This window comes from Zobellella denitrificans (assembly GCF_002407485.1).
GTDB lineage: Bacteria > Pseudomonadota > Gammaproteobacteria > Enterobacterales > Aeromonadaceae > Oceanimonas > Oceanimonas denitrificans.
Genome location: NZ_CP012621.1, coordinates 3,287,631 through 3,306,325 on the forward strand (window position 1 = coordinate 3,287,631; position 18,695 = coordinate 3,306,325).

Below are 18,695 nucleotides of genomic sequence, written 5' to 3' on the forward strand. Positions count from 1 at the left end.
CAGCTGTAAGTAGCCCCGGCATGGCTTGCAGACACAGCGCGGTGCCTGCAGCCATGATGTTCGTCTTACAGCTTAAAGCTGATAGCCTACAGCTATCACTTGTTGTACAGGATCACCGAGCGGATGGACTTGCCTTCGTGCATCAAATCGAAGGCGTGGTTGATGTCGTCCAGGCCCATGGTATGGGTGATGAAGGTGTCCAGCTCGAACTCGCCGTTCAGGTACTGCTCGACGATGCCGGGCAGTTGGGAGCGTCCCTTCACGCCGCCGAAGGCGCTGCCGCGCCAGACCCGGCCGGTCACCAGCTGGAAGGGTCGGGTGGAGATCTCGGCGCCCGCCGGGGCCACGCCGATGATCACCGACTCGCCCCAGCCCTTGTGGCAGCACTCCAGGGCCGAACGCATCACCTTGACGTTGCCGATGCACTCGAAGGAGAAGTCCACGCCGCCGTCGGTCATCTCCACGATCACGTCCTGGATCGGCTTGTCGAACTTGCTGGGGTTGACACAGTCGGTGGCGCCCAGCTTTTTGGCGATTTCGAACTTGTCCTCGTTGATGTCGATGGCGATGATGCGCCCGGCCTTGGCCTGTACCGCACCGATGATCACCGCCAGGCCGATGCCGCCCAGGCCGAACACGGCGACGGTGTCACCCGGCTGTACCTTGGCGGTGTTCTTCACCGCGCCCATGCCGGTGGTCACGCCGCAGCCCAGCAGGCACACCTTTTCCAGCGGCGCTTCCGGGCTTATCTTGGCCAGGGAGATCTCCGGCACCACGGTATATTCGGAGAAGGTGGAGCAGCCCATGTAGTGGTAGATGGGCTGGCCGTCCTTGAAGAAACGGGTGGTACCGTCGGGCATCAGGCCCTTGCCCTGGGTGGCGCGCACCGCCTGGCACAGGTTGGTCTTGCCGGATTTGCAGAACTTGCACTCGCCGCACTCGGCGGTGTACAGCGGGATCACGTGATCGCCCACCTGCAGGCTGGTCACGCCTTCGCCCACCGCTTCCACTATGCCCGCGCCCTCGTGGCCGAGGATGGCCGGAAACACCCCTTCGGCGTCGTCGCCGGACAGGGTGTAGGCGTCGGTGTGGCAGACGCCGGTGGCGACGATGCGCACCAGTACCTCGCCCTTCTGGGGCGGCATCAAATCCACTTCCTCGATGCTGAGCGGCTTGCCCGGCTCCCAGGCCACGGCGGCGCGGGTTTTGATCATGTCCATGCTTGGCTCCTGTTGGATAAAACGGGCACTGCCCGTAGGGCCCATTTCAATGGGCCATCACTGCCGGTCGACTGAAGTCGACCCTACAAGTCGGTCCGGGTTTCACCGTCGCCCCCGCGAAGCTGGGGATCCATTCCACGGCACGATGCCGTTATCATGGCTTCCCGCCTTCGAGGGAATGACGACGGAGCGCGAGAACGCGCCGAAACTTTCCTGATTGTATTACACCGCCGAGCCGCGATAATGGCGCTTGAGACAAATGATTTTTACTGCTGGGTAATAATGACCAACTGGGACGGTATCAACGAATTCATCAGCGTGGTGGAAACCGAAAGCTTCACCGCCGCCGCCCGCCGGCTGGAGGTGTCGGTCGCCCATGTCAGCCGGCGCATCAGTCAGCTGGAAGACCGGCTGGGCGCCAAACTGCTGTATCGCACCACCCGCAAGCTGCGGCTCACCGAGGTGGGCCAGCTCTACTACCGCCACACCCGCAAGGTGCTGGACGAGCTGGCCGAGGCCGAGCGCCTGGTCAGCGCCATGGAGGGCAACCCGGTGGGCAGGCTGCGCATCACGGCCCCCGTCTATTATGGCGAGCGCTTCCTGGCGCCCCTGGTCAACGACTTCCTGCTGCTGTATCCGGCGCTGGAGCTGGATCTGGTGCTCACCAACCAGACGGTGGATCTGGTGCAGGAAGGTTTCGACCTGGCCATCCGCCTCGGCACCCTGGACTCCTCCTCCCTGATGTGCCGCAAGCTGGCCCGGCGCACCCAGTATCTGTGCGCCTCCCCCGCTTATCTCGCCGGGCACGGCACCCCCGCCACCCTGGCCGACCTGAGCCGGCACAGGTGCCTGGCGGGCACGGTGGATCACTGGCGCTTCGTGGAGCAGGGCCAGCCCAGGAGCTTCCGCCTGGGCAGCGGCTGGCACTGCAACTCGGGCCTGGCGCTGAAGGACGCCGCCTTGAAGGGGCTCGGCATAGTGCAGTTGCCCGACTACTATGTGCAGGAAGAACTGGGCCGGGGTGAGCTGGTCAGCCTGCTGGACCAGTACCGGTTGCCGGACGACGGCATCTGGGTGCTCTACCCCCACAACCGCCACCTCTCTCCCAAGGTGCGGCTGCTGGTGGATTTTCTGGTGGAAAGGCTGGGGTAATGCCGGGCAGGTGCCGCAGCCGCCATACCGCCGGTGCCATGGAGCCCGGTCGGCTTAGGGTGTACAATTGGCGTCTTTATGAACGCCGACCGCCCTCCAACGCGAAGGAAAGTCCCATGCCTGCTTTTAAGCCCTTTGAAATCATGGCATTGCCCACCGAAATGGCCCATCACCAGCATCACTACAACCAGATAGTGATAGGCCTTAACGGCCAGACCGAGTTCGATATCAGCGGCAACGGCAGCCTGATGGGGCCGGGCCAGGGTTGCCTGGTGTCGTCGGAGCAGGACCACGCCTTCGGCGGCCGGGGCAGCAACGCCATACTGGTGGTCAACCTGTCCCTCAATCCGGTGCCCGTGGTGCCCGGCCAGGAAGAGCGCCTGACCTGCCTGTTCGACAAGCCCCGCTACTTCCAGCTGGCGCCCCAGGCGCAGCAGCTGGTGTCGGTGCTCAGCCACGAGATGCGTGCCAACCCGGACGATCACCTGCTCGGCCAGGCCTGCGCCCACACCCTGCTGTGCGCCCTGCACCGGCACATGGCCTTTCCCCGCCTGCAGCCCAGGACCAAGCGCCTCAACCTGGAGGTGATCGACGCCTACATCGCCCAGCACCTGGGCCGCAAGATCACCGTGGCCCAGCTAGCCGGCTGCGCTTTCCTGGGCGAAAGCCAGTTCCACCTGCTGTTCAAGGAGCAGACCGGGCTGTCCCCCTACCAGTACGTGCTGGAAAAACGCCTGGCCGAGGCCAGGCGCCTGCTGGTGGACAGCCAGCACAGCCTGGCCTATATCGCCCAGCACTGCGGCTTTTCCAGCCAGAGCCTGTTCACCCAGGTGTTCTCGAGCCGGTTCGACCTCTCGCCTTCCCGCTACCGCAAGCTGCACCGCTGATCACCCTTCTCGCAGCGGCGGAGTTTTCCTAAAAAATAACGCAGAAAAGCAAAAGACCCGGGCTGTCGTTCCCCCTACTATCCTTGTTAAGTAACAAAAGCTTAACCATGGCGGCCCAGCCCCGTGGCCAATCCCACACTGCGATGTAACAGAAAGAACAGGAATCCATCCTGGAGGAACAGGGAATGATTGAATCCAACTTTGCCATCACCGGCACCTTTATCGTTTATCTTATCGGCATGATGGCCATCGGCTATTACGCCTACAAGCGCACCGCCAACTCGGCCGACTACTTTCTCGGTGGCCGCTCCCTGGGTCCCTGGCCTTCCGCCATTTCCGCCGGCGCCTCGGACATGAGCGGCTGGCTGCTGCTGGGTCTGCCCGGCTACGCCTATGCCGCCGGCATCGAATCCTTCTGGCTGGCCGGCGGCCTGCTGCTGGGTACCTGGGCCAACTGGCTGTTCTGCGCCAAGCGGTTGCGCACCTACACCCTGGAAGTGAATAACGCCATTACCATTCCCGAATACCTGGCCCGCCGCTTCGAAGACAAGTCCAAGCTGTTGCAGACCATTTCCGCCCTGTTCATCCTGCTGTTCTTCCTGTTCTACACCAGCTCCGGCCTGGTGGCCGGCGGCAAGCTGTTCGAAACCGTGTTCGGCCTGGACTACAGCGTGGCGGTGATCATCGGCACCCTCTGCATCGTGTCCTATACCCTGTTCGGCGGCTTCCTGGCCGTGTCCTGGACCGACCTGGTACAGGGCCTGCTGATGGCCGCCGCCCTGCTGATCGTGCCCATCGCCGCCATGGATGGGGGCTTCGGCCAGTTGAACACCGATCTGCACAACCTCAACCCCGAGTTGCTGACCCTGTGGAACGATGTGAAGGGCGAGCCGCTGTCCGCCATCGCCATCATCTCCCTGGCGGCCTGGGGTCTGGGCTACTTCGGCCAGCCCCATATCCTGGCGCGCTTCAATGCCACCCGCAGCAACAAGGACATCACCACCGCCCGCCGCATCGCCGTCACCTGGAGCTTCCTGTCCATGGCCGGCGCCCTGATGGTGGGCATGGTCGGCCTGCTGTATGTGCAGAACAGCACGGGCGGCGAGCTGGCCGATCCGGAAACCATCTTTATGGTGCTGGTCAACGCCATCTTCCATCCGGTGATCGCCGGCATCCTGCTGGCTGCCATCCTGGCCGCCATCATGAGTACCGCCGACTCCCAGCTGCTGGTGTCCTCCTCCGCCCTGGCGGAAGACTTCTACAAGCAGGTGTTCAACCCCAGCGCCAGCTCCGAGAGCATCGTCAACGTGGGCCGTTTCGCGGTGATCGCCCTGTCGGTGGTCGCCCTGATGCTGGCCTTCAACCCCGACAGCACCGTGCTGGGCCTGGTGTCCTACGCCTGGGCCGGCTTCGGCGCCGCCTTCGGCCCCGCCCTGCTGTTCAGCCTGTACTGGCGCGACATGAACCGCAACGGCGCCCTGGCCGGCGTGCTGGTGGGCGGCATTACCGTGGTGGTGTGGAAGCAGCTTAACGGCGGTATCTTCGATATCTATGAAATCGTCCCCGGTTTTATCCTCGCCTCCGTCGCCATCGTCGCGGTGAGCAAGCTGACCGGCGCTCCCGCCGCCAGCGTGACCCAGACCTTCGACAACTACCAGAAGAGCCTCGACACCCTGGACTAAAACACAGGTCAGCCATCCCTCCCAAGCCCGGCAGCGGCCGGGCTTTTGTTTCTTCCCCCCCCCCCCCTCCCACACCCCGTAAATTGGCTAAGCTTGTGGCTATCCGTTCTCAACCGGGCCCATCCATGAGCACAGCACCGCTTTACCTCGGCAGTACCCACGAACACGCTCCCGTCCGGCTGCGGTTGGCCATGGCCAACCGTCACGGGCTCATTACCGGCGCCACCGGCACCGGCAAGACGGTCACCCTGCAACGGCTGGCGGAAAGCTTCTCCCGCGCCGGTACCCCGGTGTTCCTGGCCGACGTCAAGGGCGACCTGTCCGGCCTGGCCGCTCCCGCCGACCCCGGCGGCAAGGTTGCCGAGCGGCTGGCCCGGCTGGGGGTGGAGGACTACCAGCCCCGCCCCTGTCCTACCCTGTTCTGGGACATGTTCGCCACCCGGGGCCACCCGGTGCGGGCTACCATCTCCGAACTGGGTCCCCTGCTGCTGGCCCATATACTGGAACTCAACGATACCCAGAGCGGCCTGCTCTATGCCTGTTTCCGCATCGCCGACGACGAGGGCCTGCTGCTGCTCGACCTCAAGGATCTGCGCGCCCTGCTCGGCTGGGTGGCGGACAACGCCAAAGCCCTGGCCGGGCGCTACGGCAACCTGCCCGCCAACAGCCTGGGGGCCATCCAGCGCCGGCTGCTGGTGCTGGAGCAGGACGGCAGCGGCCACTTCTTCGGCGAGCCCTCGCTCAATCTGCGGGATCTGATGCAACGGGATTTTTCCGGCCAGGGGGTGGTCAGCATCCTCGACGCCACCCGGCTGATGCAAAGCCCCCGGCTCTACGCCAGCTTCCTGCTCTGGCTATTGAGCGAGCTGTTCGAGACGCTGCCGGAGCTGGGCGATCCGCCCCAGCCGGTGCTGGTGTTTTTCTTCGACGAGGCGCACCTGCTGTTCAACTCGGCCCCCAGGCCATTGCTGGAAAAAATAGAGCAACTGGTGCGCTTGATCCGCTCCAAGGGGGTGGGTGTCTATTTCATCACCCAGAGTCCGCTGGATATCCCCGACACCGTGCTGGGCCAGCTCGGCAACCGGGTCCAGCACGCCCTGCGCGCCTTCACCCCACGGGACGAACAGGCGGTCAGGGCCGCCGCGCGCACCTTTAGGGCCAACCCGGCCTTCGATACCCAGGCCGCCATCACCACCCTCGGCGTGGGCGAGGCCCTGGTGTCGGTGCTGGACGAAAAGGGGGCGCCCACCCCGGTGGAGATCACCCTGATCTGCCCGCCCGAGTCCCGTATAGGCCCCCTGACGGAGGAAGAACACCAGGCCAGGCTCGCACAGTCGCCCCTGGCCGGGCGCTACGACCAGGTGCTGGATCGGGAGTCGGCATTCGAGCTGCTGGAGCGGCGCCTGGCGCAACAGGCGGCACCGCCGGCGCCGCAACCCCAGGACGGGGCGCCCCGCCGGGCCGGCAACCGGGATTCACTGCTGGAAAGCGTGGCCAAGAGCACCCTGCGCAGCATCGGCAGCCAACTGGGCCGGCGCATCGCCCGGGGCCTGCTGGGATCCCTGCTGGGCGGTAAATAGCCCGGCCCACACACCGAGCGGAAAGCCGAGGCGGGAGCGCAGGCGGCCTCCCAAGACCCGCACTTCAGACTGCCGACAAACCGTCGAATGACGCTGTTGTCACTCCCGCAAAGCGCGGAGTCCAGTGCAACATATCGTGGTTCTCAGCCGCTGCGATGACGTGTAGGGTCGACGTCAGCCGACCAAAAATCCGGCGTAGGTCCACTGAAAGTAGACCTACGGGAGGGGGGATTGGAACCTTTGTCCAATCCCCATGTTATGGTAGATGCGGGAGTATTAAGAGGGATCAGCCCATCTGGGACTGGAGGTAGTTGGGCAGGCCTATCCTGTCGATCAGGCCCAGTTGCTGCTCCAGCCAGTGGGTATGGTCGTGCTCGGTGTCTTCCAGCAGTTGCAGCAGCATGTCGCGGCTCTGGTAGTCGTGCTCCTGCTCGCACAGGGCCATGGCCTTGCGCAGATCCTCGATCACCTTGTATTCCAGCGCGAGATCGTTCTTCAGCATGGCGGGCACATCCCTGCCGACCTGGATCGGCACCCGGGTGACCATGTCGGGGGTGCCTTCCAGGAACAGGATACGCTCGATCAACTTGGCGGCGTGGCCCTTCTCATCCTCGAACTCGTGGTCGATGCGCTCGAACAGCTTTTTCAGGCCCCAGTCGTCGTACATGCGGGAATGGATAAAGTACTGATCCATGGCGCTCAGTTCGCCGGCCAGCAGCTCGTTCAGGGCCGCGATAATCTTCGGATTGCCTTTCATCTGGTTCCCCTTACAGTTGCGACTGTTGGTAGTTCTCGATGCCGACCTTGGCGACAAGGCCGAGCTGGGTATCGATCCAGTCCAGGTGGCCCTCTTCGTATTCCTCGATGTCGGTGAGCAGTTCCCGGGACACATAGTCCTGTACCGACTCGCAGTAGGCGATGGCGTCCTTCAGCACCACCAGTTGCTCCTCCACCTGCCGCAGATCGCACCGCAGCATCTCCTCGGTGGTCTCGCCGATGTACAGGCGGTTGAGGTGCTGCAGGTTGGGCAGCCCCTCGAGGAACAGGATGCGCTCGATAAGGGCGTCGGCCTGCTTCATGTCCTTGATGGATTTCTTGTACTCGCGCTCGTCCAGCTCGTGCAGGCCCCAGTTCTTGAACATGCGGGCGTGCAGGAAATACTGGTTGATGGAGGTGAGCTCGATGCTCAGCACCTGGTTCAGGTACTCGATGACTTTTGTATCGCCTTTCATAACCCTTCTCCCCATGAATTCCGCTGGCAATGATAGACGCTTGTCGTCCGCTCCGCAAATCCAAATGAGACTTAACCCATTGATTTAGCTTGAATAACGTAGTGGTAATAAGAACAGGTGTTATTTTTAGCACGGTTCGTCCGACACCCGTCCCGACACCGAACGCCCCCAGGGCAGAACACCGGCAGCCCCGGCGCCCTCCCTCACAGCCCCAGCAGGCGTCGCACCTGGGGACAGTCGAAGTCGGCCAGGGAGGACAGCCGGAGATCGGCGATGCCGAAGCGCTGATCCCGGTACAGGGCCGGCTCGGGCACGCACAGCGCCGTCATCTGGGCGGCCTTGGCGGCGATAACGCCATTGACCGAATCCTCGATGGCCAGGCAATGCTGGGGCAGCACGCCCAGGGTAGCGGCGGCTTCCAGGTAAACCTGGGGATGGGGCTTGCCGAGCGGCAGGTGCTCGGCGGACACCCGCACCTCGAAGTGCTCGGCCAGCCCGAAGCGCTCGAGCACGGCGTCGATCAGCCGCAACGGCGAGGAAGAGGCCAGGCCCACCTTGAGCGGGGAACGCTTCAGCCAGCCCAGGGTATCGCGCACCCCGGCCATGGGGTCGTCCAGCCGCCGCACCTGGGCGATCACCTGCTCGATCATGGCCTCGGTCAGGGCATCGGCACAGGCCGGATCCAGCCCCTTGGTGCGCACCCAGCGCTGGCTGATCTCGTCGATGCGCAGGCCCACGGTCTGGGCGCCGTCTTCCTCGGTGACGGTAAAGCCGAAACGCGCCCCCGCCTCCTTCTTGGCCTGCAACCACAGGGGCTCGGAGTCGACGATGACCCCGTCCATATCGAAAATAACCGCTTCAATCATGCCGTGCTCCTCGTTGCTGGTTTAATCACTGGTGTTCGGCGCCGTCACCGATTCCCGCAGGACCAGCCGCCCCCGAAAGCGCATGGGGGCCGGTGCCGGACGGCCCTCGGCCAGCTCCAGCGCCAGCTGCATGGCGTGCCGGGTCATGGCCTGGATCGGCAGCTCCACCGTGGTGAGCGCCGGCTGGCTGTAGGCCGACATGGGCTCGTTGTCGAAACCGGCCACCGATACCTGCTGCGGCACCCGGATGCCGGCCTCGTGCAACGCCCTGAGCGCCCCCACCGCCATGTCGTCGTTGAAGGCGAACAGGGCGGTAAAGGCCATGCCCCGCTCGAGCAGCCGCCGGCAGGCCAGGTAGCCCCCTTCCAGGTGGCTGTCGCCGTGTTCGATCAGTTGCGGATCGACCGCAATATCGTTCGCTCCAAGCGCGGCCCGGTAGCCCTCGAGCCGGGTCTGGCCGGTGGGAGCCTGGATGGGGGTGGTGATGCAGGCGATGCGCCGGTGGCCCAGGCCGATAAGGTGATCCATCATCAGCCGGGCGGCGCCGGCCTGTTCGAAGCAGACGCTGGGCCCCAGTTCTGCCGGCAGCTCCCGGTTGATCACCACCAGCGGAATGGCGAGCCCGGCCTTGAGCCCGGCGAGCTGAGCCTCGGACATAAAGCGGCTGTACAGCACGATGGCGTCGCAGCGCCGGTCGGCCAGCAGGTGCACCGCGTCCCGCTCACGCTCGGGGTCGTCGTGGCCGTCGGTCACGATCAGTTGCTTGCCGTGCTGCTCGGCGCTCAGGGCCGCCTGCTTGAGCAGGGTGCCGAAGTAGGCGCCCTCGAAGTCGGACACCACCAGCCCCAGGCTGTTGCCGCTGTTGTTGGCCAGGGCCCGGGCCAGGCTGTTGGGCCGGTAGCCGAGCTGGTCGATGGCGTCGAATACCGCGCGGCGGGTGGACTCCTTCACCTGGGCGGTGCCGTTCAGCACCCTTGAGACCGTGGCCTTGGAAACCCCGGCCAGTTTGCATACATCGGTTATGGTGGCCATTGCTGTTATCGGAAAAGGTGAAAACGGTGTAGAGAAAGAGGCTACAGGCCGGCGCCATGGGATCTTATCACCTCCTGGTACCAGAAGAAGCTCTTCTTGCGCTGCCGGGCCAGGTGGTTGTCCCGGTCGATATAGACGAAGCCGTACTGCTTCTGGTAGCCGTTGAGCCAGCTCAGCAGATCGGTGAAGGACCAGGGATAGTAGCCGCGCACGTCGGCGCCGGCGGCGATGGCGTCCGCCGCGGCCTTGAGGTGGCGGGCCAGGTAGTCGATGCGGGCGTCGTCTACCACTTCGCCGTCGATGATGGGATCCTTGGCGCCCAGGCCGTTTTCGGTGATGTACACCGGCACGTTGCCGTAGCGTGCTTTCAGTTGCAGTATGCCCTCGGTCAGGCCCCGGGGGTAGATTTCCCAGTCCCAGTCGGTGTATTCGCCGCTTGGGTTGCGCACGAGCTTGAACAGCCCCCGAAAGCCGAACTCCCGGCCCGAGCCCTTTTCGCCGCTGGTATTGATGCGGGTGTTGTCCACGTCCGGGTTGGCGGCCACCAGCTCCCGCTTGTAGTAATTCACCCCGATAAAATCGCAGAGATTGGCCTTGAGCAGTTCGGTGTCGCCCGGGGCGAACAGCGGCGCGCCGAGCGCCTCCTGGGCCCATTGCAGCAACTCGGCGGGATACTCGCCCCTGAGCACGGGATCGTAGAACCAGTGGGTGAAGCAGCCGTCGGCCAGCGCCCGGGCGGCGATGTCTTCGGGCCTGTCGCTGGCCGAAGCATGGGGCTGCAGTACGTTGACGAAACCGATGACCGCATCATGCCGCACCAGACCATCCTGTTTCAGCTCGCGAAAACGCTGTACCGCCCGGGCGTGGGCCAGGAACACATGGTGGCAGGCCTGCAGCGCCCGGGCCGGGTCGCGCACCCCGGGCGGGTGGGCACCGGTGATATAGCCCATGCCGATAAAGACCACGGTCTCGTTGAAGGTGGCCCACAGCTCGGCCTTGGCACCGAATTCCCGGTAGCACAGCTCGGCGTAGTCGGCGAAGGCGTCCACCGTCTCGCGGGATTCCCAGCCGCCGATGTCCTGCAGCGCCTGGGGCAGATCCCAGTGGTAAAGGGTGATCATCGGCTTGATATTGTGCCTGAGCAGCTCGTCGATCAAGGCATGATAGAAGGCCACGCCCGCCGGGTTGACGGCGCCCCGGCCCGCGGGAAACAGCCGGGTCCAGGCGATGGAAAAGCGATAGCTGGTGAGCCCCTGCTCCGCCATCAACGCCACGTCTTCCTTGAAGCGGTGGTAGTGATCCGCCGCCAGGTCGCCGTTGGTGCCTTCATGGGTGGTGCCGGGCAGGTGGGCGTAGAGATCCCAGATGGACGGCCCCTTGCCGTCGGCGTCGTGGCCGCCCTCCACCTGATAGGCGGCGCTGGCCGCGCCCCACAGGAACTGCTCGGGAAATGCTGTCATGCTTGGCTCCTCGCTTGGAATGATCCGGGCCGGCCGGCTTCGTTGTCGCAACGGCCGATATGGGACCATCCTAACAGCAAAATGAAACCGGTTACAGAAACCGGTTTCACTTTTCTGGGGAGTTTGTGCGCAGACCCCCTTTATTGTGCTGCCATCGCCGCTGTAGGTGCCGCTTTAGCCGGCATGAACCAGCACGGCGGGAATGGGTGCCATATTTCCGCGATTTCCACCGTTGGTGGCTTTACGCCACGTAAACGGGCGCCTACAGGTGAGTTATCGCGTTGCTCAGGTTTTAAACTGAGCGGTGCACTAGGGCGCCAGCCGGACCTGGCCCAGGGTATTGGCGTCGGTGGCGAACCAGAGGCTGTCGCTGGCCGCGTGGTAGTGCAGGTGGCGCACGGCGCCACTGGGGCTGGGCAACGCCAGCTCGTGCAGGAAACGCTCGCCTTGAGTATCGAAACTCAGCAACCGCATCGCCCTGCCCCCCTGATCCGCCAGCCAGAGCCGGCCCTCGCCGTCCAGCGCCGAGCCGTAGGGCCGGGCCCGTCCTTCGCCGGGGATAGGCCACTCGTCGAAACTCCCCGACGACGGCCGATAACGGCCGACGATGCCGTTGGCGAAATCCAGGTACCAGACGTCACCGTTGCCGGCCACTTCCAGCCGCCGCACCCGTGCCCTGGGTCTGAGCAGGGTCACTTCGGTCAACGCCAGGGTCTCGGGGTCTACCCAGGCCAGCTTGTTGGTGCCGAACAGCGACACCCAGGGCCTTCCCTGGCCATCCAGCTTGATGTCGTAGGGCCGGGCGCTGACGGTAGGCACCCGTATCAGCTCCAGGGCGCCGCTCTCCGTATCCAACCGGCCTACCCGGTTGCTTTCGGGTGCGGTAAACCAGAGCTTGCCTCCTCCATCCAGTGCCAGGGTGTAGGGATCGCGCACCGCGGGGTTGCGGATGGGAAAGGTGACTATCTCCCCGCTCGCGGGCTCCAGCCGGCCGAGGCGGGCGTTGCGGTTGCCCGCGTACCAGACCCTGCCGGCGCCGTCCACCGCCACGCCATTGGGGTAGGTGCCCGATTCCAGTTCAATCCGCGCGAAGGTGTCGGTATCGGGATCAAACACCGCCAGGTAGTTACCCAGCTGGCCGCTGAACCAGACCCGTCCGTCCGGCGCCACGAAAGGATCCCGGGGACGGGTTCCGGCCCAGGGCACCTGCCATTCCTGGATGTGGGGGGATGACACGGGGGCCTCCTGTGCCTCGGCGGTCAGCACCAGCCACAATCCCAGCAATGGATACAGGATCTTCATGTGCACCTCTCTCCCACGGAAAACGCCTTCTTAGTGTAGCCCTGTCGGCAAGAGTTCCATAAGGAGCCCATAAGCTGGGGGACAGGAAACCAGGCCACCGGGCTTCAGTGGCACAAAAAACCGGGCCTGGTGCTGGCCCGGTTTGTCGATGACGACAAGGGGTGCTAGGGCGCCAGCCGGGCCTGGCCCAGGGTATTGGCATCGGTGCCAAACCAGAGGCTGTCGCTCCCGGCGTGGTAGTACATGTGGCGCACCGCTCCGCCCTCGCTGGGGATGGTCACCGCCGGCAGGAAGCGCTCCTCGGCGGTATCGAAACCCAGCAGCCGCACCGGGCGGGAACCCACGTCCACCAGCCACAGCCGCCCGCGTTGGTCCATGCCGGAGCCGTAGGGCTGGGCCCGTCCCGAGGTGGGGATGGGCCATTCATCGAAGCTGCCCGCTGCCGGCCGGTAACGGCCGATCAGGCCGCCTGCGAAGTCCAGGTACCAGACCTCGCCGTTGGCGGCGATCTCCAGCCGGCGCACCCGGGCCTGCTCCCGGGGCAGGGTCACTTCGGTCAGCGCCAGCGTCCGCGGGTCTATCCAGGCCAGCTTGTTGGTGCCGAACAAGGCCACCCAGGGCCGGCCCTGGCCGTCCAGCTTGATGCCGTAGGGACGAGCGTTGGGGGTCGGCACCTCCACCAGAACGATGTCGCCGCTGACCATGTCCAGCCGGCCCACCCTGTTGCCGCCCTGGGCGGTAAACCAGAGCCCGCCACGGCCATCCAGCGCCAGGGTGTGGGGATCGCGCACCTGCGGATCGGGCATGGGGAAGGTGACTATCTCCCCGCTCGCCGGATCCAGCCGGCCGATACGGGCATTGCGGTTGCCGGCGTACCAGACCAGCCCCGCCTCGTCCACCACCAGGTTGTGGGGATGGGTGCCCGACTCCAGCTCGATGCGCCGGAACTGCCCGGTGCCAGGGTCGAACACCGCCAGGTAGTTGCCCGCCTGGCCGCAGAACCAGACCCGTCCGTCCGGCGCCACGAAGGGATCCCGCGGCCGGCTGCCGGCCCAGGGCACCGGCCACTCGCGGATGGCGGCGGGCCCGGGCGTCGCCTCCTCCGCCCCGGGCCCGAAGGCCAGCAGCAGGCCCAACAGCAGGAAAAGAAGTTTCATTAGGGCGCCTCCCGGCTGGGTTACACCCCCTTAGTGTAGCCGTACCGGGTGCCGAACCACCGGGTAACGGCCCGGCTCAGGCAAACACCCTTTCCTGCTCTTCCGTCGCCTCGCCGGTCTGCACCCGCCACTGGGCGGCGTAGAGGCCGTCCCTGGCCAGCAGCTCGGCATGGCGGCCCTGCTCGGCGATGCGGCCCTGGTCGACCACCACTATGTTGTCGGCGTGGACTATGGTGGACAGCCGGTGGGCGATCATGATCACGGTGCGGCCGTGGGCAATCTTGCGCAACGAGCGCTGGATGGCGGCCTCGGTCTCGTTGTCCACCGCGCTGGTGGCCTCGTCCAGGATCAGCACCGGCGGATCCTTGAGCAGGGCCCGGGCCAGGGACAGCCGCTGGCGCTGGCCGCCGGACAGCCGCACGCCCCGCTCGCCCACCGGGGTATCCAGCCCCTGGGGCAGCTGCTCGATAAATTCCCAGGCTTCCGCCACCCGGGCGGCGGCGATCACCTCCTGCTCGCTCGCCTCGGGCCGGCCGTAGGCGATGTTGTCGCGGATGCTGCCCTCGAACAGGAAGACGTCCTGGCTGACCAGGCCGATGTTCCGGCGCAGGGCCTGCATCTCCAGCCGCTCTATCGGTTGGCCGTCCAGGTAGATGGCGCCCCGGTCCGGCTGGTAGAAGCGCAGCAACAGCTTGACCAGGGTGGACTTGCCGGAGCCGGTGGCCCCCACCAGCGCCAGGGTGGTGCCGGCGGGCACGGTCAGCTCGATGTCGTTCACCCCCACCCGGCTGGACGGATAATGAAAGCCCAGGCCCTCGAAGCGCACTTCCCCCTTCACCGGCCCGGCCAGGGGCTCGCCACCGTCCTGCACCCGCACCGGCGTGGTCAGCAGATCCAGGATGCGGCGGGTGCTGGCCATGGCCCGCTCGAACAGGTCGATCACCTGGGCCAGGCCGGTCAGCGGCCACAGCAGCCGCTGGGTCAGGAACACCAGCACCCCGTAGGCGCCCACGTTGAGGCTGCCGTCCAGGGTCTTGAGGCCGCCGAGGATAAAGGTGGCCAGGAAGCCCACCAGTATCGCCATGCGGATGATGGGGATAAAGGCCGAACTGATGCGGATGGCCTTGCGGTTGGCTTCCACATAGGCTTCGCTGCTCAGGCGCAGCCGCTCGGCCTCGCGGGCTTCGGCGGTGAAGCTCTTGATGGTGGCGATGCCGCCCAGGTTGTTGGACAGCCGTCCGGCCAGATCACCCACCTTTTCGCGCACCTCGGCGTACACCGGGCCGGCCTTGCGCTGGAAGTAAAAAGCGCCCCAGATGATGATGGGAATGGGGGTGAAGGCCAGCAGGGCGATCTGCGGCGACAGCACCATAAACACGGCGCCCACCGCCACCACGGTGACGAATACCTGGATCAGGCTGTTGGCGCCGCCGTCGAGGAAGCGCTCCAGCTGGTTGACGTCGTCGTTCATGATGGACACCAGCTGGCCCGAGCTTTTGGACTCGAAATAACCCATATCCAGCCGCTGCACATGCTCGTAGGCATCCTGGCGCAGATCCGACTGCAACCGCTGGGCCAGGTTGCGCCACAGGATCTGGTAGAGGTACTCGAACAGAGACTCACCGGCCCAGATAAAGAAGGTGAGCACGCCCAGCATCAGGATCTGCTCCTTGGGGGTGACGAAGCCGAGCCGGGCCACGAAGCTCTGCTCCTGGTTGACCACCACGTCGATGGCGATGCCGATCAGGATCTCGGGCGCGATATCGAACAGTTTATTGAGGATGGAGCAGGAGGTGGCGGCAACGATGCGGCCGCGATAGCCCCGGGCATAGCGCAACAGGCGCCACAACGCCTGAAAGCTGGACGAGCTGGACATGAACAGGCTCCGAGCAGGAAACGAAGAAAGGCGCTAGCCTACCGGATCAGAAGGTCATATTAAAGCGAATCATTCTCATTGAATTGGCCACCGTCGGCCTGGATCCGGATCAACTGCCCCGCCTCCAGCCCGGCGGGATATTCCCCGGCGGCCAGGTACTTGTAGCCGGTATTGACCCCATATTCGGAGATGCCCAGGGCCTTCACCAGGGCAAAATGCCGTTCGTAGGCGAACAGATAGCCCTCCTCCCCCGAGGAAAGGCGCAGTATGCGCTCGATTTCTTCCGTCTGGGGGCTGCCGAAGGCCTCGGCCAGCCGCCCGGCGTTGCCTCCCTGGGGACCTATGGGTTCCGCATCCGGGTCCGGCTCAAACAGTTCGGGGGCCGAATTGTACTGATCCACCACCCAGCCCCGTTCGCACAGGGCCAGCAACAGGATATCGTCGTCATGATTCTGCGCCACCAGCACCGGCACCGCCAGCTCGTTCGACAGCCGGCAGCCCAGCGCCAGCACCACCTCCGGCTGCTGACTCTCGGCCGCTTCGTCCAGCACCACCACGCATCCCTTGTGGGCCGGGGTCACGAAGGCGTTGCGTCCTTGCAAGGCGGCCACCACCGCCTCGACATCGGTGGTGGCCAGGGTATGGCTGACATAATAACTTTCCATCCTAACGGCTCCCGGCTCGCTGGCTCCTGTTACTCCCTACCCTTTCAACATAGCCCGAAAACCTGGCTTCGTTGTCCCCACCAATGGAAAAGGGGCCCACAGGCCCCTTCTGAACGGTATGGCTCGCTACTTGACCCAAATCGGATTGGAGTAGGCGCGGTTGCCCTGCTTGTCTTCCACTATCCACTGCATCCAGGTGCGGTTGGGGGGCACGGGCACACCGGTGCGGAACCACTTGGCGCCGTTGATATTCCAGCCGGCCACCTGCTTGCCGTCCAGCCAGACCTCGGCCTTGGCCAGGCCCACCTCGGAGCGGAACTCCACCTGGGTTTCGCTGTAGGGGGCGGCCACACCGCCGAAGTTGGTGGTCACCGGATAAATCTCGGGGCCGAAGCTCAGAAAACTGTGGCCCTTGGCGGCGGCGGTGGCGAAGTCGGCGCTGAGCCGCCCCTTGGGGGTATAGGCGTAGAGCTTGGCACTCTTCTGCCGGCCGTCCTTCAGCAATGGGCTGGCGCTCAGGTAGACCCGCTCGCCCCTGTCCCAGCGCTGGCGCATCACCGACAGGTAGGAGTCCAGGTTGCTGGCCGCGGGGTTCAGTTCGAACAGGCCCAGGCTGGCCTGGTCGCTGGCGATGGTGTACATCTCCTTGTCGGACAGCAGGCCGCCGAGGGAGCCGGCGCTCAGCCAGGCGCTGAACTCGCCGGCCTGGGACGGCTGGCGCGAGCGGCGCAGATCGTCGGTTTCATACAGCTCGCCCAGCGGGTTCTGGGGCTGGGCCGCGGTCCAGTGGTTCTGCACCATCCGCGTCACCTCGTTGTGGCTGGGTCCCGGCTGGGCCGGCTCGTTGCGCTGCAGGCGGTAGCCGGCGAACAGGGTGTCCTTGACCGGGCTCTGCAGCCGGGTGCTGAGCTTGATGCCGGGATAGTCGCGGCTGACCTCGTAGCGGCTCAGCAGAGTATGGCCGTTCCACTGGCGCTTCAGGTCGATCACCAGCCGTTCGGGACTGTGCTCGGTGATGGTGAGCACGTCCAGGCTGAGTTCCCCGTCACCGGGCACGAAATCGAGGGATTCGATGCGATCCTTGCCGAAGACGCCGTTTTCCACCAGCGCCAGATCCACCAGGGCGCCCTGGCTGGCCGGAGAGATGGCGAAGGTGAAGTGGGGCGTACGCACCGTGATGTCCTCGGGCCCACGGGCGTTGCCGCCGGCGATCTGGGTGGGGCCGCGAACCAGTTCGATACCGGCGGGCGGCGTTCCCTGCTGGGCGGTGTTGGAAGAGCAGGCGGTGAGCACCATGGCGGCCAGCAGCGACAGACCGGATTTGTAAAAGCGCATCTTTTGGGAACCCCGATATAAAGGAACAACGACGGGCAAGAATTCTGACAGCTCTTTGCCAGAACTCAAGCGCTTCCGATGACGGCGGCGGTGGCAGCCGGAACCCGCTGGCCCCGGCCGCGACGAAAGAAGTCGTTCAGGGCTCTTCCTGCTCCAGCCAGGCCCTGGCCTCTTCCAGGTTCTCGAAGTATTGCACCTGGCTGCTCAGCATAAACCAGTCCGCCAGGGTCGCCAGCAGCTTCTCCCGCAGATCCACCCCCACTATCGCCAGCTTGCCGAACTCGTCGCCGTGCTTGCGGGTGAACTGGATATCCTCCCAGAAGGCCTTGGCTTCCCAGTGGTTGAAGTCGATCATGTCCACCAGTGCCCGGATCCTGGGGTTGTCCATGGTCGCCAGGGTCTGCTCCAGTTGCTGCTCCATCTCCCTGAAATCGTCGTAGGCGATGTCCCCGTAGATCTTGATGGTCAGATACAGGGTGTGCTCGTCCTGCTTGCGCATCTCGACGGCCATGCCGTGTGCTTCCAACATGATGTGTCCTCCTTCGGTGATTGCGGTCAGCCCTAAGTATGGACCCGCTCCCCGGTTATGTTGCGCCGGAAAGCGGGACAGGGCTTGATCCCCGTCAGCGTTTGCTCTTGCCAGCGGCGGCAATTAGCGGCAGCCTTGGCGTCTCGCCCTTATCGGAGTCTTTCCCCATGCGCACCCTGAAGCTTGTTCTCGTCCTGGCCGCCGTGCTGGCCCTCGGCTACGGCGTGGCCGCCCCCTGGCTCACCGTCTACCAGATCCGCGAGGCGGCCGACAACCGCGACGGCCGGGCCCTGGCCGAACACGTGGAATTCGACAGCGTGCGCCAGAGCCTGAAGGATCAGTTGAACGCGCGCATGCTGCGCGAGCTGGGCGACGACATCCGGCAGAATCCCCTGGCCGCCCTGGGCGCCGCCCTTGCCAATACCGTGGTGGACGGCCTGGTGGATACCTATGTGACCCCGGCCGGCATAGAGCAACTGATGCGGGGCGAAACGCCGGCCCCGGGCATTCCGCGCAGCGATCCGCCGCCCGCCGGCAGCGGCAGCGACACCGGCAAGCCCGAACGACGCAAGCCCTTTTCCGATGCCCGCATGGGCTACCGCTCGCTCAACCACTTCGTGGTCACCATGACCGACGACAGCGGCAAGCAGGCCGAGTTCATCCTGAGCCGCCGCGGCCTGGGCTGGAAGCTGACCGCCATAGTGCTGCCCCTGGACTGAG

Annotated in this window: 17 protein-coding genes; 5 read left to right on the forward strand and 12 right to left on the reverse strand. The window is 65.0% G+C overall.

The window, feature by feature from the left end:
• Nucleotides 1-95: 95 nt before the first annotated feature.
• Nucleotides 96-1,220 carry an S-(hydroxymethyl)glutathione dehydrogenase/class III alcohol dehydrogenase gene (locus tag AN401_RS15510; RefSeq protein ID WP_096779856.1) on the reverse strand — a complete coding sequence of 375 codons (1,125 nt, stop codon included), beginning with the start codon at nt 1,218-1,220 and terminating at the stop codon, nt 96-98.
• Between the two features lie 282 nt (nt 1,221-1,502).
• On the opposite strand from AN401_RS15510, the gene AN401_RS15515 reads away from it, so the two are divergent.
• From AN401_RS15515 to AN401_RS15530, 4 genes are all read left to right on the forward strand, one after another.
• The gene (locus tag AN401_RS15515; protein WP_094038279.1) at nt 1,503-2,372 is read left to right on the forward strand and encodes a LysR family transcriptional regulator; all 870 of its coding nucleotides are present in this window, start codon (nt 1,503-1,505) and stop codon (nt 2,370-2,372) included.
• Nucleotides 2,373-2,488: 116 nt separating this feature from the next.
• Nucleotides 2,489-3,259, forward strand: coding sequence for a helix-turn-helix domain-containing protein (locus AN401_RS15520; RefSeq protein WP_096779857.1), 771 nt, complete (start codon nt 2,489-2,491; stop codon nt 3,257-3,259).
• A 185-nt stretch (nt 3,260-3,444) separates the two neighbouring features.
• Complete coding sequence (putP, locus tag AN401_RS15525) at nt 3,445-4,941, forward strand: sodium/proline symporter PutP (RefSeq protein WP_094038281.1); 1,497 nt, start codon at nt 3,445-3,447, stop codon at nt 4,939-4,941.
• Between the two features lie 125 nt (nt 4,942-5,066).
• Entirely contained in the window at nt 5,067-6,521 is a 1,455-nt protein-coding gene (locus tag AN401_RS15530; protein WP_096779858.1) for a helicase HerA-like domain-containing protein, read from the forward strand.
• 286 nt (nt 6,522-6,807) lie between these two features.
• Here AN401_RS15530 and bfr (AN401_RS15535) read toward each other — a convergent pair whose 3' ends face one another.
• The 11 genes from bfr (AN401_RS15535) to AN401_RS15585 form a co-directional block, all read right to left on the reverse strand.
• Nucleotides 6,808-7,278 carry a bacterioferritin gene (gene bfr / locus AN401_RS15535; protein ID WP_094038283.1) on the reverse strand — a complete coding sequence of 157 codons (471 nt, stop codon included), beginning with the start codon at nt 7,276-7,278 and terminating at the stop codon, nt 6,808-6,810.
• Between the two features lie 10 nt (nt 7,279-7,288).
• The gene (gene bfr / locus AN401_RS15540) at nt 7,289-7,753 is read right to left on the reverse strand and encodes a bacterioferritin (protein ID WP_094038284.1); all 465 of its coding nucleotides are present in this window, start codon (nt 7,751-7,753) and stop codon (nt 7,289-7,291) included.
• A gap of 203 nt (nt 7,754-7,956) precedes the next feature.
• Nucleotides 7,957-8,619 (reverse strand): hexitol phosphatase HxpB, encoded by a 663-nt coding sequence (gene hxpB, locus AN401_RS15545; RefSeq protein ID WP_096779859.1) that lies wholly within the window; start codon nt 8,617-8,619, stop codon nt 7,957-7,959.
• A gap of 21 nt (nt 8,620-8,640) precedes the next feature.
• On the reverse strand, nt 8,641-9,651 hold the full coding sequence (locus tag AN401_RS15550) for a LacI family DNA-binding transcriptional regulator (protein ID WP_094038286.1): 1,011 nt from the start codon (nt 9,649-9,651) through the stop codon (nt 8,641-8,643).
• A gap of 41 nt (nt 9,652-9,692) precedes the next feature.
• A complete protein-coding gene (locus AN401_RS15555) occupies nt 9,693-11,111 on the reverse strand; it encodes a GH1 family beta-glucosidase (RefSeq protein WP_096779860.1) in 1,419 nt (472 codons plus the stop codon).
• 309 nt (nt 11,112-11,420) lie between these two features.
• The gene (locus AN401_RS15560) at nt 11,421-12,413 is read right to left on the reverse strand and encodes a Vgb family protein (protein WP_096779861.1); all 993 of its coding nucleotides are present in this window, start codon (nt 12,411-12,413) and stop codon (nt 11,421-11,423) included.
• Between the two features lie 164 nt (nt 12,414-12,577).
• Nucleotides 12,578-13,570 (reverse strand): Vgb family protein, encoded by a 993-nt coding sequence (locus tag AN401_RS15565; protein ID WP_096779862.1) that lies wholly within the window; start codon nt 13,568-13,570, stop codon nt 12,578-12,580.
• A 76-nt stretch (nt 13,571-13,646) separates the two neighbouring features.
• Nucleotides 13,647-15,446, reverse strand: coding sequence for an ABC transporter ATP-binding protein (locus AN401_RS15570; protein ID WP_096779863.1), 1,800 nt, complete (start codon nt 15,444-15,446; stop codon nt 13,647-13,649).
• Between the two features lie 59 nt (nt 15,447-15,505).
• Nucleotides 15,506-16,111 carry a hypothetical protein gene (locus AN401_RS15575; RefSeq protein ID WP_096779864.1) on the reverse strand — a complete coding sequence of 202 codons (606 nt, stop codon included), beginning with the start codon at nt 16,109-16,111 and terminating at the stop codon, nt 15,506-15,508.
• A gap of 126 nt (nt 16,112-16,237) precedes the next feature.
• Nucleotides 16,238-17,446, reverse strand: coding sequence for a CehA/McbA family metallohydrolase domain-containing protein (locus tag AN401_RS15580; RefSeq protein ID WP_096779865.1), 1,209 nt, complete (start codon nt 17,444-17,446; stop codon nt 16,238-16,240).
• A gap of 136 nt (nt 17,447-17,582) precedes the next feature.
• On the reverse strand, nt 17,583-17,975 hold the full coding sequence (locus AN401_RS15585; RefSeq protein WP_094038293.1) for a SpoIIAA family protein: 393 nt from the start codon (nt 17,973-17,975) through the stop codon (nt 17,583-17,585).
• 167 nt (nt 17,976-18,142) lie between these two features.
• Between AN401_RS15585 and AN401_RS15590 the strand changes: the two genes are divergently transcribed.
• A complete protein-coding gene (locus AN401_RS15590) occupies nt 18,143-18,694 on the forward strand; it encodes a DUF2939 domain-containing protein (RefSeq protein WP_094038294.1) in 552 nt (183 codons plus the stop codon).
• The last annotated feature ends 1 nt before the right edge of the window (nt 18,695 follow it).

Excerpts from the sequence above, each read along its gene's own strand:
- AN401_RS15580 (WP_096779865.1), bottom strand. The coding sequence starts at position 17,446 with ATGCGCTTTTACAAATCCGGTCTGTCGCTGCTGGCCGCCATGGTGCTC.
- hxpB (WP_096779859.1), bottom strand. The coding sequence starts at position 8,619 with ATGATTGAAGCGGTTATTTTCGATATGGACGGGGTCATCGTCGACTCC.
- AN401_RS15530 (WP_096779858.1), top strand. The coding sequence starts at position 5,067 with ATGAGCACAGCACCGCTTTACCTCGGCAGTACCCACGAACACGCTCCC.
- AN401_RS15560 (WP_096779861.1), bottom strand. The coding sequence starts at position 12,413 with ATGAAGATCCTGTATCCATTGCTGGGATTGTGGCTGGTGCTGACCGCC.
- bfr (WP_094038283.1), bottom strand. The coding sequence starts at position 7,278 with ATGAAAGGCAATCCGAAGATTATCGCGGCCCTGAACGAGCTGCTGGCC.
- AN401_RS15585 (WP_094038293.1), bottom strand. The coding sequence starts at position 17,975 with ATGTTGGAAGCACACGGCATGGCCGTCGAGATGCGCAAGCAGGACGAG.
- AN401_RS15575 (WP_096779864.1), bottom strand. The coding sequence starts at position 16,111 with ATGGAAAGTTATTATGTCAGCCATACCCTGGCCACCACCGATGTCGAG.
- bfr (WP_094038284.1), bottom strand. The coding sequence starts at position 7,753 with ATGAAAGGCGATACAAAAGTCATCGAGTACCTGAACCAGGTGCTGAGC.
- AN401_RS15510 (WP_096779856.1), bottom strand. The coding sequence starts at position 1,220 with ATGGACATGATCAAAACCCGCGCCGCCGTGGCCTGGGAGCCGGGCAAG.
- AN401_RS15590 (WP_094038294.1), top strand. The coding sequence starts at position 18,143 with ATGCGCACCCTGAAGCTTGTTCTCGTCCTGGCCGCCGTGCTGGCCCTC.
- AN401_RS15570 (WP_096779863.1), bottom strand. The coding sequence starts at position 15,446 with ATGTCCAGCTCGTCCAGCTTTCAGGCGTTGTGGCGCCTGTTGCGCTAT.
- AN401_RS15520 (WP_096779857.1), top strand. The coding sequence starts at position 2,489 with ATGCCTGCTTTTAAGCCCTTTGAAATCATGGCATTGCCCACCGAAATG.
- AN401_RS15515 (WP_094038279.1), top strand. The coding sequence starts at position 1,503 with ATGACCAACTGGGACGGTATCAACGAATTCATCAGCGTGGTGGAAACC.
- AN401_RS15550 (WP_094038286.1), bottom strand. The coding sequence starts at position 9,651 with ATGGCCACCATAACCGATGTATGCAAACTGGCCGGGGTTTCCAAGGCC.
- putP (WP_094038281.1), top strand. The coding sequence starts at position 3,445 with ATGATTGAATCCAACTTTGCCATCACCGGCACCTTTATCGTTTATCTT.
- AN401_RS15565 (WP_096779862.1), bottom strand. The coding sequence starts at position 13,570 with ATGAAACTTCTTTTCCTGCTGTTGGGCCTGCTGCTGGCCTTCGGGCCC.
- AN401_RS15555 (WP_096779860.1), bottom strand. The coding sequence starts at position 11,111 with ATGACAGCATTTCCCGAGCAGTTCCTGTGGGGCGCGGCCAGCGCCGCC.